The sequence below is a fragment of the Acinetobacter gyllenbergii genome (assembly GCF_001682515.1).
GTDB classification, from domain to species: Bacteria; Pseudomonadota; Gammaproteobacteria; order Pseudomonadales; family Moraxellaceae; genus Acinetobacter; species Acinetobacter gyllenbergii.
On the sequence record NZ_KV575261.1, the window covers coordinates 947,849 to 963,910 of the forward strand.

Annotated in this window: 11 protein-coding genes; 2 read left to right on the forward strand and 9 right to left on the reverse strand. The window is 40.1% G+C overall.

Annotated elements, in window-relative coordinates; genetic code table 11:
- Window positions 1-26: 26 nt before the first annotated feature.
- From tssM to NG55_RS04830, 9 genes are all read right to left on the reverse strand, one after another.
- Complete coding sequence (gene tssM, locus NG55_RS04790) at window positions 27-3,848, reverse strand: type VI secretion system membrane subunit TssM (protein ID WP_065342503.1); 3,822 nt, start codon at window positions 3,846-3,848, stop codon at window positions 27-29.
- Between the two features lie 28 nt (window positions 3,849-3,876).
- Window positions 3,877-5,301: a hypothetical protein gene (locus NG55_RS04795; protein WP_065342504.1), complete on the reverse strand. Its 1,425-nt coding sequence runs from the start codon at window positions 5,299-5,301 to the stop codon at window positions 3,877-3,879.
- On the reverse strand, window positions 5,301-6,296 hold the full coding sequence (gene tssG, locus NG55_RS04800) for a type VI secretion system baseplate subunit TssG (protein ID WP_065342505.1): 996 nt from the start codon (window positions 6,294-6,296) through the stop codon (window positions 5,301-5,303). Before tssG ends, NG55_RS04795 begins: the two co-directional genes overlap by 1 nt.
- Window positions 6,260-8,068: a type VI secretion system baseplate subunit TssF gene (gene tssF, locus NG55_RS04805; protein WP_065342506.1), complete on the reverse strand. Its 1,809-nt coding sequence runs from the start codon at window positions 8,066-8,068 to the stop codon at window positions 6,260-6,262. Before tssF ends, tssG begins: the two co-directional genes overlap by 37 nt.
- Window positions 8,069-8,080: 12 nt before the next feature.
- On the reverse strand, window positions 8,081-8,557 hold the full coding sequence (tssE, locus tag NG55_RS04810) for a type VI secretion system baseplate subunit TssE (RefSeq protein WP_004654759.1): 477 nt from the start codon (window positions 8,555-8,557) through the stop codon (window positions 8,081-8,083).
- Window positions 8,558-8,635: 78 nt separating this feature from the next.
- Window positions 8,636-9,139 carry an Hcp family type VI secretion system effector gene (locus NG55_RS04815; RefSeq protein ID WP_004654761.1) on the reverse strand — a complete coding sequence of 168 codons (504 nt, stop codon included), beginning with the start codon at window positions 9,137-9,139 and terminating at the stop codon, window positions 8,636-8,638.
- Window positions 9,140-9,190: 51 nt separating this feature from the next.
- Window positions 9,191-10,672 carry a type VI secretion system contractile sheath large subunit gene (gene tssC, locus NG55_RS04820; protein WP_016541777.1) on the reverse strand — a complete coding sequence of 494 codons (1,482 nt, stop codon included), beginning with the start codon at window positions 10,670-10,672 and terminating at the stop codon, window positions 9,191-9,193.
- On the reverse strand, window positions 10,665-11,168 hold the full coding sequence (gene tssB, locus NG55_RS04825) for a type VI secretion system contractile sheath small subunit (protein ID WP_004805522.1): 504 nt from the start codon (window positions 11,166-11,168) through the stop codon (window positions 10,665-10,667). The genes tssC and tssB overlap by 8 nt, the downstream gene beginning before the upstream one ends.
- A 19-nt stretch (window positions 11,169-11,187) precedes the next feature.
- Entirely contained in the window at window positions 11,188-11,892 is a 705-nt protein-coding gene (locus tag NG55_RS04830; protein WP_065342507.1) for a hypothetical protein, read from the reverse strand.
- A gap of 373 nt (window positions 11,893-12,265) precedes the next feature.
- Between NG55_RS04830 and tssH the strand changes: the two genes are divergently transcribed.
- The gene (gene tssH, locus NG55_RS04835; RefSeq protein WP_065342508.1) at window positions 12,266-14,932 is read left to right on the forward strand and encodes a type VI secretion system ATPase TssH; all 2,667 of its coding nucleotides are present in this window, start codon (window positions 12,266-12,268) and stop codon (window positions 14,930-14,932) included.
- Between the two features lie 26 nt (window positions 14,933-14,958).
- Window positions 14,959-16,056 carry a type VI secretion system protein TssA gene (gene tssA, locus NG55_RS04840; protein ID WP_065342509.1) on the forward strand — a complete coding sequence of 366 codons (1,098 nt, stop codon included), beginning with the start codon at window positions 14,959-14,961 and terminating at the stop codon, window positions 16,054-16,056.
- The last annotated feature ends 6 nt before the right edge of the window (window positions 16,057-16,062 follow it).

A 16,062-nucleotide genomic window follows, 5' to 3' on the forward strand; every position in this document is an offset into this window, starting at 1 on the left:
CGGCTGTTCCCTGATCATCCCTAACATTACGGCGTTACTCCTGACTGGGCAGGTGCTGTGGTTTGCGGCTTTGGTGCGACAGCTGTGGCAGCCCCAGCAGGGGTTGCTTGCGCAGAGACCACACGTACCGCTTTCTCTGTCACTACTTTATCCACCAGTTGTAAGCCTGCATAACCACGGCTAGAGCCAATACTGCCCGAGCTATTACCGCTAATGAGTCGGAAGTTTACTTTCAGCGTTAAAGATGGTTCAGTTTTGCTGGTCCATGTCATTTCAAAACTACCATTTTGCTCTTTACGCTGCGCCGCATCGATCAAACGGTTAATCCCATATTCACCAGGTTCTTCAAAAATCGTATGGGTTTTACCTTCCAAATCAACTGCAGTGATTCGGGCACCAGGGACTGCTCCCTGATTTGGCCAAACAAAGTTCACCCATTGTTGAATTCCATTTTCAAACACCATTCGCTGACCATCAATATCAATGGTATACGATAAGTATTGCGGATTTGGTAATGGATAGAACTGGAAGTTTGATTGATTCGATACAGGTGCTGCTGCAGGTTGATCTAGGCTACCTGTCGCCATGCCATTGATCGGTGCCACATATTGCTGGAACGCCACCACAAATTGTGGATTTAGGCTAATGCCTAAGTCTTTCCATGTTTTCGAGGTCAAGACATAACCACGGCGGATCACAAATGGATCTAATGCTTCTTTGACAAAACGTGCAATACTACCCGTCTCACCAAAGATTTGACCAATTTCATTACTGGTGGCTTGTAAAGTCACGCCCGAATTAAATGGATATTTCTGACTTAAATTGGTTTTAAATGGCTGGTACGCTTGAATACCCCACAATTTATTCAACTCATCTTGGGTCGGCACAATCAAGCTGGCAAATGATTGCGTTAGTGGCGTCATCAGCAATTTTTGTAATAGCTGTTGATCGGTGTCTTTCAGCCCCACCATCATCTTCTCATCCACATATTTCTGTGTGGTATTAAAGACTGACGTTTGATCATTGATGGTCTGTTTCACCAATGCCATTGCACTTGGACCAATTTCACCAGCTGTTTTCAGATCATTGAACTTACTACGTACTTGCGCAAGATTGTTCATGTACTCATCGAATAATGACTTGTCTTGTAAATCATCACGCTTACGTACCAACTGATAAAACATTTGATATTCTTGCGAAATTGCACCTTGTGCACGGTCCATCGCTTGAGCCGCTGCTCTATCATCTGAATTGTTCAAGACTTTGCGCTTAAACCAAGCAACAAAACCTTTTTCAGGAACGGCAAGTTCAGCCTGTACAATTGGATTATCCCAGTTGGTTTCAATTGCAATACGTTGTAACAACGTACGAATTGGTGAATTCTGTGGCTCACCTAAAACATCGATACTCTTTACTTGCTGAGCAAACTGATCTGCTTTGGCATAATAAATACCGTTCAGGAATTTTTTCCATTCCATTACGTATTCTTGCTTATACAGCGCGACCAATTGTTTGCGGATTTGTTCTGGACTACCAGAGAAGGTTAAATCATCCGATTGACGGCTATTTAACACCCAATCTTTGCTGTCTGTTGGCTTATTCGCAGCTTCATCAATTGCCTTTTCAACATACTCATCCCATGCCTTTTGCGTAAACACACCCGGTAATGCATAGCTACCCAGGACAATGGCACGGTTTTGTTCACCCACAATTTGCCCAACCGTGACTGCTGGGAAGCGTACCGCTGCACGCATCTTAATTTCGTTATAGACACGGTCACGTGCTGGCATCCCACGAATCACTGACAATAAAACTTGACGGGTTTGATCGACCACTTGTGCATCTGTTTCAAGTACTGGGAAGCCTTCTTGATTAGCCAAAGTCATGGCGTAAGAGAGGATCTTCTCTGCATCCTGAATCATTTCACCACGCGGCATTTGTCCACGATTGGCATCCAGCCAAGAGCGCCAGAAGCGAGATACTTGGTCACTTAAATGACTGGTATCCATATATTCATGGTTACTCATCATCAAATAGGCTTTTAATGCATTATAAGCATCTTGTGGATTACTATCCGAAGGCTCTAAATACTGCTGTGTTTTTGCAACTTGTTTGATTTCGACATTGACATGATTGGCTTTTAAAGTCGCCTCGTTATTTTTAACACGCTGTAAATATTGCGCAATATTTTGCTGTGTTGGGGTCAAAACAATTTGCTTGATCCCTTTCAAATACTCCGCTTTTAAGCTCTCACGTAATTGATTACCTTGGTAAAGACCAAAACTGAATTTAAGCGGACGATGATCATCAAACTCGTCCAGCTGTTGCAAGCGTTCTTGCAGAATCAATAAGGCTTCAAGTTGAGTCGATAATTGCTGCCCAGACGTTTTTTCCAAGTGCACCACTTTATCTAAGTCAGCCTGTACATCCGCAATCAGTTGCTGATTATTGCGATATGACCAGACCCAGACACCCAATACTAAAGAAACCCCAACCAATGCCGCAATAAATCCGATATAACGCTGGCGTTTTTTTGCAGGATTAATGTGCTGTTTCACCAGATCTTTATCTCGTAAAATCACATTAGAGAATAGACCCTGTAAAAAATAACCATGATTTGGCGCAAGCGAAGCATTTACACCATCTTGACCATTGCCCTGAACTTGCTGCAGTTGAAACTCTTGCGCAATGTTTTCCGTCATTGGGCTTTCAATCGTCCCTTCTTGTAAGGCACTGGTAAAATAGAAACCACGGAAAATCGGTTGGAACTGGTATGGATTATCTTCAAATAATGTGCCGACAAAACTTTTTAACGCGGGTTTAAGCGTTTTGAATTCCAATGGAAAAGTCATGACACTCGGCGAAATATTTTGCGAATGGCGACGACTTAAATGCGTGGTACTGACACTCTTTAAACCGTCATAAAGAATGCTGTAATGTTTTTCGAATAATTCTACCGCATTCTGAGACGAGTTCTGTTCATAAGGTAAAGTTGCACCCCACGCCTGATTATATTCTTGCGACTCATAGCAATCAAAAAACTCCGTAAAACCTGCAATCAAGTCCATTTTAGAAAAGACCAAATAAACAGGAACCACGACCTCAAGTTTTTCAGTTAGATCTTGAATTCGAGCGCGTAGATTTTTGGCTAATTTTATTGAATTCTCAGGACTCTGGCTGATCAATTCGGCAATACTAACAATCAATACCAAACCATTGACAGGGGCTTTAGAACGGTTTTTCTTTAAAATATTTAAAAAGCCCAACCATTCAGAATGATCTTCGGAATAAACTGAATACCGCCCTGCAGTATCCAGCAAAATGCCTTCGGTAGAAAAGAACCAGTCACAGTTCCGTGTTCCACTCAAACCCGCTGAAACCATTTTCTGATGGGTTTCTTCAAAGGGAAACTTCAAACCAGAATTATAGATCGCAGAACTTTTACCCGCAGCTGGATTACCAATCACCATATACCAAGGCAATTCGTACAATGCGGCATTGCCCTTTTTATCACCCAATTTAGATTTACGAATCAATTGAATTGATTCTTTCATCTGCTGCTGAATTAACTGTAGCTCGGCTTTGTCTTTGTGTTGACCATATTCAGCTTGGCTGTCTTTCTCAATCGCATTGGCCAGTTCTTCACCTTGTTCAGCGTGGCGTTTTCTTTGAATCAGCCAATAGATACCATAGACGATTAAACCCAATGCATAGGTTGCTGCCAATGCCCAAAAGATATGCCGAGGAATAGACGAGTATGAAGAAATCAGTGCCACGAATAAGGATAAAGCAATAATAGCTTTAGGATTCGTGATGTACTGCCACAGATAACCTAAAATGATATACATTGAGTTCTCGAATTCTTAATAAAGTTAATTAATCAGCAATTGCTACACTTTCCTGATCTTGTGAGATCTCAGGAACAGCTTGAATAAATGCTTGTAAATTTTGTCCATAAACAAAGGCAACCTGTGACTCAGAAAAATGTGCCCCCAACATTAATCCAAACAGTTTTGCCACGTTTTGGGTGTGTCCAAAAATAGGTTTGCAGTACAAATAATGGTGCGCCTCGACTGGACTTTGCTTAAAAAACTGTTCCAATTTCTTGGCCACCTTGACATCAGCACCATCCTCAACCACCAATACAAAAGGTTCTTCAGCCTGATACTGCGGTAAATCATCAATCCCCAGCTCTTTGAAAATTTGATCGATATTATTTTGGTTGCTGACCAACTTAAAGGTCTTTTCAGGTTGCAACTGTTCTAGCTGAACCGCAGGATTGGCCAAACAACTACTGCTCACAAATTCTGCTGGGATATACGCACTTGCTCCCCAAGACTTTTCATCAATAATTTCTTGTTCAATTTCTGAATCTGCCGCAATGATCAATGAAATTTCATGGGCTTGGTTTTGAATCCGCTCAAGCAACTCAAGCAGATGTTGCTCAGTCGATGCCGCGCTAAGATAGTGATATTCAATATGGAACTTTTGTGGAATGATGCCAAGGTCATAAAAAATGGCCTGAATACTTTCATTGCTACTCAGATCATTCCAGATATGCACCACGTCTTCAGACAATAAAATGTGCAGATTTAGCTTATCCAAACGATAGACCTGCTCGACCTGAATGGATTCATGCGCTTCATCGTCGGAAAAGCTTGGATCAATCCATGCAGGGTGCATACGGTATTCATGCAAATTTTGGCTTTCATAAAACAGACTAGACCGCTTTAAGTGGTCTGAAATCGAAGCTAAAAGTTCTGTGTGCTGTTCAATTTGATGGTGGATTAGCGCCATGATACGTTGCTGTCGAACCGACAAGAACTGCAACTCCTCATCATCCTCACTTTGGACTTGTTGGTCTAAGTCTGTAATGCGATAAGAAAGAATGGGAATACCATGAAAATTCACCAGATCCTGATCTAACTGAGGACTGGTAAACTGCTTGATTCCATCCAGAATCGCATCATTTTCACCCAGTGCACTATATGCACCTGCCGCATAGAGATTTAGCTTTAACCATTTACTCTCCAACTCAACTGGCTGTGCCTCAGTGGCACTCTGCTCTGAATTTTGTTGGGCTTGCAATGCTTGTTGCTTTTTTTCTTTATAATGTTGATAAGCTTTATAGATCAACCAAGGTGACAGTAACACCAAAGTAATCACGACTGGTAGGATCAGGAAATAATTAATTAAATCGGCAGATTCGGGCTGATATTGAATATCACGCCAGTAATAAACCACCACCAAGCCGACCAGGATAAAGCAACTGATGAGTGTCGCTAAAATTTTCTTCACCATTATGCGGCTCCTAAAAGTGCATAACGTGTTTCCGTGTTATGTTGTAATTGTTCGGATGGCATTAAAAATGCCCCTTGGCCCAGACCTACCTGATGCTCAGAATTTAAACAGATTGGATTGATGTCACATTTATCCAAAATCAAACGTACATCAATAAACAGTGTTGGACTGCACCAAGTTTGAATCAGGTGTTTTAACTTTTTATTTAAAGGCTGATCAGGCAGAAAAGCTAAATATTGTTCTCGCGGTAATGGCCCAATTTGAATCTCGATTTTGCCGTCAATTTGCTGAACCGTATCGCCACAAAAGGTATTTACACCCAGTAGACTTGGGTTACTACCACCTAAACTGGTCTTCTGCTCATTAGCAAGATGAAAGGTTTCTTTAACAAATTCTTGAATCTGAACCTGTTGATTAAACACACATGACAGCACTGTTTTTAAAGCATGTGCGGTATTGTTTTGCCCCTGCATCAAACCAGAAAATTCTGCAAAATACTCATCTAGATCTTGTTGTTCGTGCTGGGCGCGAATATAACCATTTAAAGCATGCAAAATATCCAGATAATGATTGTCTTGTTCAATCTCATAACGCACTGCCAAATTATACGCCAAGCTGGCATCGACATATTTGGCTGTCAACTTATGATTGAATAGACCTAAAAACTCTTTAATCTCGAGTCGCTGCTGTCGGCTACTTTGTTTTAATTTATTGGTATAGGTATAAGGCAGTGCCCCTTGTGTCCCTGTAAGTCCGACCACCAGATTGGTTAAATGAATACGCTGATCTTGATAACTGAGTTCTTCAATCTCAGTCGCAGGGAAGCTTAAACTAAATGAGGTGCCAAATTTAAAATCCTCAGACCAACGCTTTACTTGTGATGCCTGCGGATGATGGCGTAACAAGCGTATAGATTGAATAAACTCAAAGGAACCTGACTTTTTAAAAACTTGGTCGACTACAGAAGAGTCTTGCCACCAACGTTCTGCACGCATTGGTATATCTCCTGCTGGTTAAGACTGTCTTTGACGACCACATCAACAAAACTATTAATTTGAACTTTTAAATTAAAAATGTGGCTTAATAACTGGCTGAAAATATAGAGACTATGTCCGCGGAAAACACTCTTATTCACTGAAAGCTCAGCCTTAACCCCACGAATGAACATTGGAAAAGGTTTTGCATTCATCAATTTATTGCTGGTTGTGAAGTTGAGCTGTTTCAGAGCATCAATCAATAAAATATTTTCTTTAGAATGCGGTAAGTTATATAAAGCCAAAAGCTCCTTCACATGACTCAGTGCATCCCCTTTCATTAAGGCCAAGGTATTCAACGAAAGATGAGAAATAATGCGCCATTGCTCGTTGCTATTTTTATCAAAATGATAAGGTGATGTCGGACGCTTTAAAATCAAGGCACGTCTTGCCAGACTACTGTCATTTAAATTCAGAATATTATTGCTCTGGCTTAATGCTTCATGCGGCAAATCACCATTGGAGCAGAGTAAACGTGTACTAATAAAATCTGATTTGATTTCATAAGGTTTCAAATGTTTGGAAACAATCGAATAACCCATTTGCATGATTTTGGTCTGCGAAGGCAGATAATTTAAAGAATAGAAAAATTGAACCTTATCATTGTGATAATGACTCATTGCAAAAAATGGCAATACAGGGAGATGGGTTTGTTCCTGATTGGTCTTTTCACGTACCATATTCATCTCAAGGATAGAATAGACTTGATACAACTCAGGATGATGCGCATCCGTGACCAATGGATATTGTAGTTGCGTATGTGAAATTTTTTGCGGTTCAGCCTGCTTTTCAAACAAATTAATTGCAGGTGTGGTAAATAATTTAAAATTGGCGATATTAAGTTCTGAATAATTACGAACCACTGCCTGATCATTCAAATTGAGTTTGAGATGGATCAAAATTTCAAAGCTATTGTGCTGATGTAATAATCCCTTGAGCACACTTAAATCAAGATTCAGATAATTAAACTTTTCAGGGAAGCAAAAATATTCCATCAATAAGCGATAAGCGTGGTGGGTATGCTGATCAATCGGCAATAAACTTTCTTGCTCACTAAAACCCATCACATCAAAAGGATTACTCACCTCGATGACGCGCTGCCCAACCCGAATTGCAAAACCTGTATCTTTACGAAAAATACTATCCAGAACTTGCAATGGAAAATTTGAAATTGCATCTAAATAGATCGGTAATTTTTCGTCCAAGATCCATTGTTGGGCATCATTAAAGATTTCAAATTTCAAACTTAAGGTCGCATTTTGATTCAAATGCATATGCGTGCTCGGTGAGGTTTGAAACTCCAAATGCGTCAATTCAATTGGTAATAATCGAACCTCATTGCTGGTATTAAACTCACATTGCACACCTTTAAAACTGCGTGACTTCAAGGCTGTTTTTTGCGGAATCAAATGTGCTGCAGTTAATTGTTTAAGTTTATTGCTATCTTCAAAACTAACCACAGTACAAGCAGGAAAATGGCGTAAATATTGAGGAAACATCACCTCAAATAAAGAATGGGTAAATAGCTCATAGCTATCAGCTAACTTTTTATCAATACGCGCTGCAATCAATGAAAAGGCCTGAATTAAGCGCTCAATATGCGGGTCATCAATTTGTTCTTGGTTAAGCGATAGACGTTGCGCAATCTTCGGATATTTCTGCGCGAACTCTCGAGATTGTTGACCGAATTCTTGTAGTTGTTTTTCATAATACGGTAAAAGTTGCTCTATCACTGTTCGCTCACACTAAGTTCTGGCAGAAATAACATATTGTTGTGTTGTTGGTTTGAGTAAAGCATCGAAAAAAACAGGTTCATATAAGGGGTGAATATTTAAGTAGGCCTGAATACTTAAACACAGCGATCCCATATTATGTCCATCTAATAGCATCTCAACTTTGATCTGCCGCAATCTCGGCTCATGTGCTGCAATAGACTGCTCAATCGATTGACAAATTTTATCTCGATCCAAGGGATTCGCCGTCGACAAGCCGACGAAATCAATAATTCCAAACTGCAAAATTGATTTTTTTGCCAGTGGAAATTCATCCATATCTCGATCAAATTGTGCGATCCGACTATTCAACAAGTCTTCCAAATCACGAGCAACCGACTCTCGCAACTGCTGAATCGACATTCCTCTTAAATAATCTTCTTGCTCTGGTACTAAACGATCAAATAATGTTGATCTGAATCCATAAGGATATAGATGATCTAAATTCATTTTTTATAAGAACAACATCTTGGAAAAATAGAGGCTAATAGGCACCTATTAACCTCTATTAGAAAATCACGGTACTAATTACGCAGCGTATGAAGCTGTGTTATTAGAAAGTGACCATTTCTTAGTAACAGCACCTTTCGCAGTACCGTTAATGTCTTGCTGGTTATAAGTCCACTCAACAGCAGCGTATTTCAAACCAAATGTTTCTGTTGGAACACCTTCTTCGTTTACAGTCGGTGTTACGCTAGAAACAAGAACGTGTTTCAATTTGATTTGTAAGTATTTGATGCGTTTATCACCATTTGCACGGTAGTAATCGATCTGTACTTCATCAAATGTATAACCTGCAGAACACGCTTCCCAAAGTTTAGGACTAGTTGCATCCAAATCTTTAACGAAGATCATGTCTGAGTGCTCAACACGTTCAGCTGTATGGCCACCTACGCTACTAGAAGTCGCAGATTTAGGTTGACGAATGTTATGAGACCAAGAGTTAACTTCTAGCCAACCTTTGTGTTCAGAATCGCGAGATTCTCCGTCTACCTTGTACTTACCACGAAACTCAACATATATATCTTTCATTTAAAAATTACCTCTATTTTATTTAAAGTTATTATCTAGCTGATCTCATTGTTAATTTGAGGACTGAGGTAGTTCAGTCACGAGTCGTAAAGAAACAGATAACTCGTCCAGCTGGAAATGCGGTCTTAAGAAAACCACAGACTTGTAGTGACCCGGTTGAGCTGGATCTTCTACAACTTTTACAGATGCCTCTCGAAGCGGATATTGTGCTTTTGCTTCTTGAGATGCACCATCATCTAGCAAGACATATTGCGAGAGCCATTCATTTAAAAATGCTTCGACGTTGCCTGCAGATGCAAAACTTCCCACTTTGTCACGCATCATTGCTTTTAAGTAATGTGCAATACGCGATACCGCCATGATGTATTGGATTTGGCTAGAAAGTGCAGAGTTTGCATTCGCCGTATCGCTGTCATATTTCTTTGGTTTTTGAGCAGACTGTGCACCAAAGAAAGCCGCATAATCAGTGTTCTTGCAGTGAACCAATGGAATAAAACCAAGATCGCTAAGTTCTTTTTCACGACGGTCAGTAATGGCGATTTCAGTTGGACATTTAAATACCACTTCACCATCTGAAGTTTTGAAAGTATGAACTGGTAAGCCTTCAACCAAGCCACCGCCTTCAACCCCACGAATCGCCGCACACCAACCATGCATATCAAAGGCATTGGTTAAACGTGTACCGAACGCATAAGCGGCATTCATCCACAAATAATCATCATGGTTTTCACCAGAAACATCTTCAACGAAGTTAAAGCCTTCAGTTGCAGTGCCTTCTTTCGGATGGTATGGCAAACGACCTAACACGTGTGGCATGGTCAATGCGACATAACGAGAATCTTCGCTGTCACGGAAAGAACGCCATTGTACGTATTCAGCTGTTTCAAAGATTTTTGAAACATCACGAGGACGATCAATATCGGTGAACGACTCAAGACCAAGAATGCTTGGGCTAGCTGCTGAAACAAATGGCGCATGTGCTGCTGCAGCAACATGAGAAATTTGTTCCAATAAATACATATCTGATGGTGTACGATCAAACTCGAAATCACCAATCAGTGCTGCATAAGGCGCACCACCAAATGAACCGTATTCTTCTTCATAAATCTTTTTAAACAAGGTACTTTGATCAAAGTCTGTTGCACCTTGAAAGTCTTTCACTAACTCTTTTTTGGTCGTATTTAACATACGAATTTTAATCATCGAGTTAGACGGTGTTTCTTGGCAGAAATAATAGAGTCCACGCCATGTTGATTCGATTTTCTGGAACTGCTCATGATGCATAATTTCGCTCAATTGATTTGAGATCAGTGCATCAATTTCTGCAATACGCTTGTCAATCGACAAGGTCATGTTCTCAGAAACAGTAATCGTCCCTGCCATGACTTCTTTGGCCAACTCACCAATTAAGCTCTTGGCACGAACATGTTCATCATCATTACGTGCAATACGGCTCTGCTCAACAATTGAATCTAGCAAATGAACCGATTCAGTTTCTACATTTGCTGCAGTGGCTGCTTGTAAATTACTCATTTTCAGCCTCCGCACTGAGTTGACGAACTTGATCGGTATTTTTCAGTACTTCATCTAGCAAGTCTTCTAAACGTTCGCTGTTTGAAATCTTATTGCGTAAATCAGTTAAACGTTCACGCGCCGCAACCAGCTTACGTAATGGATCAACCTGTTGGACCACTTGTTCTGGACGGAAGTCTTCCATCGAGTTAAAAGTGAGGTCCACTGACATGCGACCGCCTTCTTCAGTCAAAGTATTTTCGACTTGGAAAGCAGCACGTGGCGCTAAAGATTCCATCACTTCATCAATATTATCTAAATCGACATTGATAAATTTTTTGTCTTTTAACTTAGTCTTTTCTAGCTCTGATGCAGCGGAGAAATCCCCCATCACACCCACAACAAAAGGGAGTTCTTTTGACTCTTTACCATCACCAACTTCGACATCATATGTCAGCTGTACACGAGGGGGACGTATGCGTTGCAGTTTCTTCTGTACGCTTTCTCTCTTTGCCATAACTTTTCACCCTTGATTATTATTTCAACGAATCGAATGGATTCGAACCTGTTTTTTGAACAGTAGGTTGTTTGGTAACTGTTGGTGTTACAGCCGTTTGACGTTTTACCGGCGCAACAGATTGAGTTACATTACTACGTGTTGGTTGAGTTGTACGTACTTTTCTGTTCGTTGTCCGTCGCGTTGTGTTATTAGTCGACGTATTTCGTATCTCTTTTTTTAGCGACTCATCTGTAATCGCCTTGCTCGTGGATGTATCAGGAGCAGGTAAGGCAACACGAATGCTGTCACTCAACTGTTTTGCTGGTGGATAAGTGAGTTCATTACTCAAATAGCGCATTTCATTTGAGCGCATATGCTGCAATGCTTCATTGGCAATCTGAACACTGGCTAAAAAAGTGACATCTGTCAAAGTTGTACCGCGTACATTTTGCTCTTGTAGCTGCGTCGCCAATTTTAAAGCATTCATCGGTTGCTTTAATTCATACATACGCATCGCGGCCTGAGCCAACAAATCGTTTACACGCGAAGCATTATCTTTGTCACAAACTTGTTGATAAATATCTAATAAAGCACGATCTGTTTGGTTTACTGCCAACGGATTCTGTTTTAGACATTTACTTTTTAATTTAATTGGTTTTATTTCTTTATCATCAGCATAAGCTGAATTACCTATTAAACCAGCTGTTATACAAAGAATTGATATTACAATACCTTTTTTCAAAATATGCCTCGTATTATTTAACTTATAATTGAAGAGCTGACAATTATTGTTAAAAAACCCTCTTACTCGTCAATTTTTGTACATTTACATCATTTCCGCGAATTTAACAAAAAAAACACATACAAAGTCAATACTAGTTACGTTTATTAACATTATTAAATTTTCATGACAGACATTCATGTAAAAAAAAACTTTAATCAGGTGCATTTTTTGTTTAAAAGTGACATTTTTTGTTGTAGAATAATCTGTATACTCGTACAGAGTTTAACTAAGTTTTTGATTTTATTCAAAAAATATTTCTAGCAAAAACAACCATATCAAGTTAGAACTCAGTCAATAGAACTTGGTATTTAAAAATTATTGTGAGTAATAAATGAGTAACTTAAAGGTTTTAATTACTAAACTATCACCTCCTACTCGTACTGCATTAGAAAAGTCTGCAAATTACTGTATTAACCAATTGAATTATGAAATTGAGATTGAACACCTCTTTGTTGAATTACTAAATCAAAATATAGTCAATGATTTACATATTTTATTGAAAAAAAATAATATCTCTCCAGATGCCTTAATTATTGATTTAAAAGAAACCATTGCCTCTTTGCCTAAAGGTAATACCCGTACCCCTATATTTGCAAAATCAATCGTTCGGTTATTTGAACAAGCATGGTTACTGGCTTCTGCGGAACAAACCCCTTTAATCCGTAGTAGCCATTTACTAATTGCTTTGTTAACGGCACCCGATTTACAACAAATCGCTTTTAGAGCATCTAGTTTATTCGAACGCTTCCCGATCGATACCATGAAACATAAGTTTCTCGATATTTGTGGGAAAAGCAGTGAACAACCGCAAGCAGAAAATACCTCGACAACAACTGAACAAACCACAGATCCTGAATCGACAGTAACAACCGCAAAAACGCCTGCCTTAGATCAATACACCATTAATCTGACTGAAAAAGCTAAACAAGGCGGCATTGATCCTGTGATTGGTCGCGAATTTGAAATTCGCCTCATGCTTGATATCTTGATGCGTCGTCGTCAAAACAATCCGATTTTGACTGGTGAACCTGGTGTGGGTAAAACCGCTGTTGTTGAAGGCTTGGCCTTAAAAATTGCCCAAGGCTTAGTCCCTGAAGCACTCAAAAATGTTCATCTGCATGTCTTAGACATGGGCTTGTTACAAGCAGGTGCCAGCGTCAAAGGTGAATTTGAAAATCGTTTGAAACAAGTGATTCAAGAAGTTCAGGCTTCAGCTCACCCAATTATTCTGTTTATTGATGAAGCACATACCATGATTGGTGCTGGTGGTCAGGCTGGACAAAACGATGCTGCAAACTTACTCAAACCCGCATTAGCGCGTGGTGAATTAAGAACCATTGCGGCAACGACTTGGGCTGAATACAAACAGTACTTTGAAAAAGATGCGGCACTCAGCCGCCGTTTTCAGGTGGTTAAAGTTGAAGAACCAACCGAAGAAGTGGCGATTGATATGTTGCGTGCCATGATCCCCGTCATGCAAAGTCACTTTAACTTACAAATTGATGATCAGGCCATTATCACTGCCGTTCAAGCATCGCATCGCTATATCAGTGGTCGTCAACTTCCAGATAAAGCAGTGAGTGTACTCGATACTGCTTCGGCACGTGTTGCTTTGACACACAATGCACAACCCGTGGTTCTGGATCAACTCAAAGCACAACAGCACAACCTTCAGTTAGAACATCAAATTATCAACAACGAACATCAGCAGTTCCCTGTGCATCACCAACGTTTAGATGAGCTTAATCAACAACTGACAAGCTTGGAAAATGAGATTCAAGCAACTGAAAGCAAATGGCAACAAGAACTTGCTTTGGTTAAACAGATTCAAACGCTGAATGCACAAACAGAGCAAGACCATAAAGCACAAATTGCGACATTGAGAGCAGATTTAGCCCAATTGCAAGGCCAAACACCGTTAGTATTTGAACGTGTCAATGCACAGATCATCAATGAAATTATTTCTGATTGGACTGGTATCCCAGTTGGCAAGATGGTCAACGATGAAATCAAACAAATCCTAAGCCTTGAAGATAAACTGGGTGAACGTGTAATGGGCCAAGACTATGCCCTCACCCAACTGGTTCAAGGCATTAAAACCTCTAAGGCCAAATTAGAAGATCCGAATAAACCACAAGGTGTATTTCTATTGGTTGGTCCAAGTGGGGTGGGTAAAACAGAAACTGCCCTTGCGCTTGCCAACGAGCTATATGGCGGTGAGCAACATCTCATCACCATCAACATGTCTGAATATCAGGAAGCACATACAGTTTCCTCATTAAAAGGTGCGCCTCCTGGTTATGTTGGATATGGTCAAGGAGGTGTTCTCACCGAAGCCGTTCGTCGCAACCCGTATAGTGTTGTATTGTTAGACGAGGTTGAAAAAGCCCATAGTGATGTACAAGAATTATTCTATCAAGTCTTCGATAAAGGGATGCTTGAAGATGGTGAAGGTCGTGTCATCGACTTTAAAAACACCACCATTTTGCTGACATCGAATACCGGGTCAAGTGCCATCATGCAGGCCTGTTTAAATCAGCCTGTCGAAGACTGGCCACATGCCGAGGATTTGATCGAGCATTTGAAACCAAGTTTATATAAACAATTTAAGCCTGCATTTATTGGGCGTATGCGGATCGTGCCTTACTTCCCACTGCATGATGAGCTACTTATTCGCATTATTAAGCACAAACTTGGGAAAATTGTTGACCGTATTGAAAAACAATATGCCACCAAGGTTCAGTACTCTGATGACTTAATCGAATTACTCTTAAACCGTTGTACTGAAGTCGATAGTGGCGCGCGAAATGTGGACAATATCCTTAACTCTACCGTCTTGCCTGCTTTAGCAACTGAAATTTTAGTCGCTTTAGCTGATCATAAATTGCCGAAGTTGATCGTCATCGATACCAAAGATGATGAAATTACCTATCAATTAGATCCGGTCGAAAAAGCAACCAAGAAACGTTCAACTAAAAAAGTCAAAGCTGAAGTTTAAAATTTAAAGATTGAGCTAAATTTGTGATGCATATGGATATTTTATCTTTACTAACGCCAATTAATGAGCAGTCACCGTGCGGTGAGGATTATTCATTTTCAAATGAGTTCCACGCCATTAAAAAAGCAAAAACCCAAGATGATGTATTACTTGATCAAGGGGATTGGGTGACTGAGCCCAAACAGGCAGATTGGGACTTTGTTGCCAGTACGTCTATAGATTTACTACAATCAAAAAGTAAAGATATTCGTTTGCTCACATGGCTGTCTGAAGCTTGGGCAAATCTGTATGGCTTTGATGGCATTAGCAAAAGTCTGGAACTTAGTCATCGCCTATTAGAACAGTATTGGTTAACCCTACATCCAGAAGTTGAAGATGATGATTTAGACCAACGTATTGGTTTATTACAAGGTTTAATTAATCAACTCCCTTTACTGATCAAAAAGGTTTCTTTAATTAACCATGCGCCTTATTATCATTTGCTCGACTACGACAACTTTCTTTATCACGAAAATATCCGTCGTAAACAAAGCGATGATTATGAAGATTCAAGTGGTTCAACTGAATTAGAACAGTTCGAACAAGCCCTATCCAATACCGATAAAAACTTTCAGCGTCAAAATTACCAACGTTTCAATGACATCTTGCAACAATGGACAACGCTGAAAAATGTGTTGGATGGCTTGCTTGGTTTGGACTCTCCAAGTTTTGCGGCAATTGACTCTAGCTTAGATACCATTCATATCACACTGAAAAAGATATACAAGACTGATCTATTTGAGCAAACGACTCAAACAGTCATAACAGAAACTGAAACATCGACAACACCGATGGTACAACACGTGACGACACAATCTGCTGCACCTCAAAATCAGCTGTCTTTTCAGCCGCAAGTTCAATCGCATGTTGAAAACCGCGAACAGGCAATGCGTGTGCTGCAAGAAATTGCCACTTATTTTCAGAAAAATGAACCGCATAGCCCAGTGAGCTATATGTTGCAGAAAACCATCAAGTGGAGCCAAATGCCACTGCATGAGTGGTTAACTCAAGTGATTAAGGATGAACATCCTTTACAAATGCTCCAGGACACTCTTGGTGTTCAGCCAAAGAATGAATATGAATAATTGTTG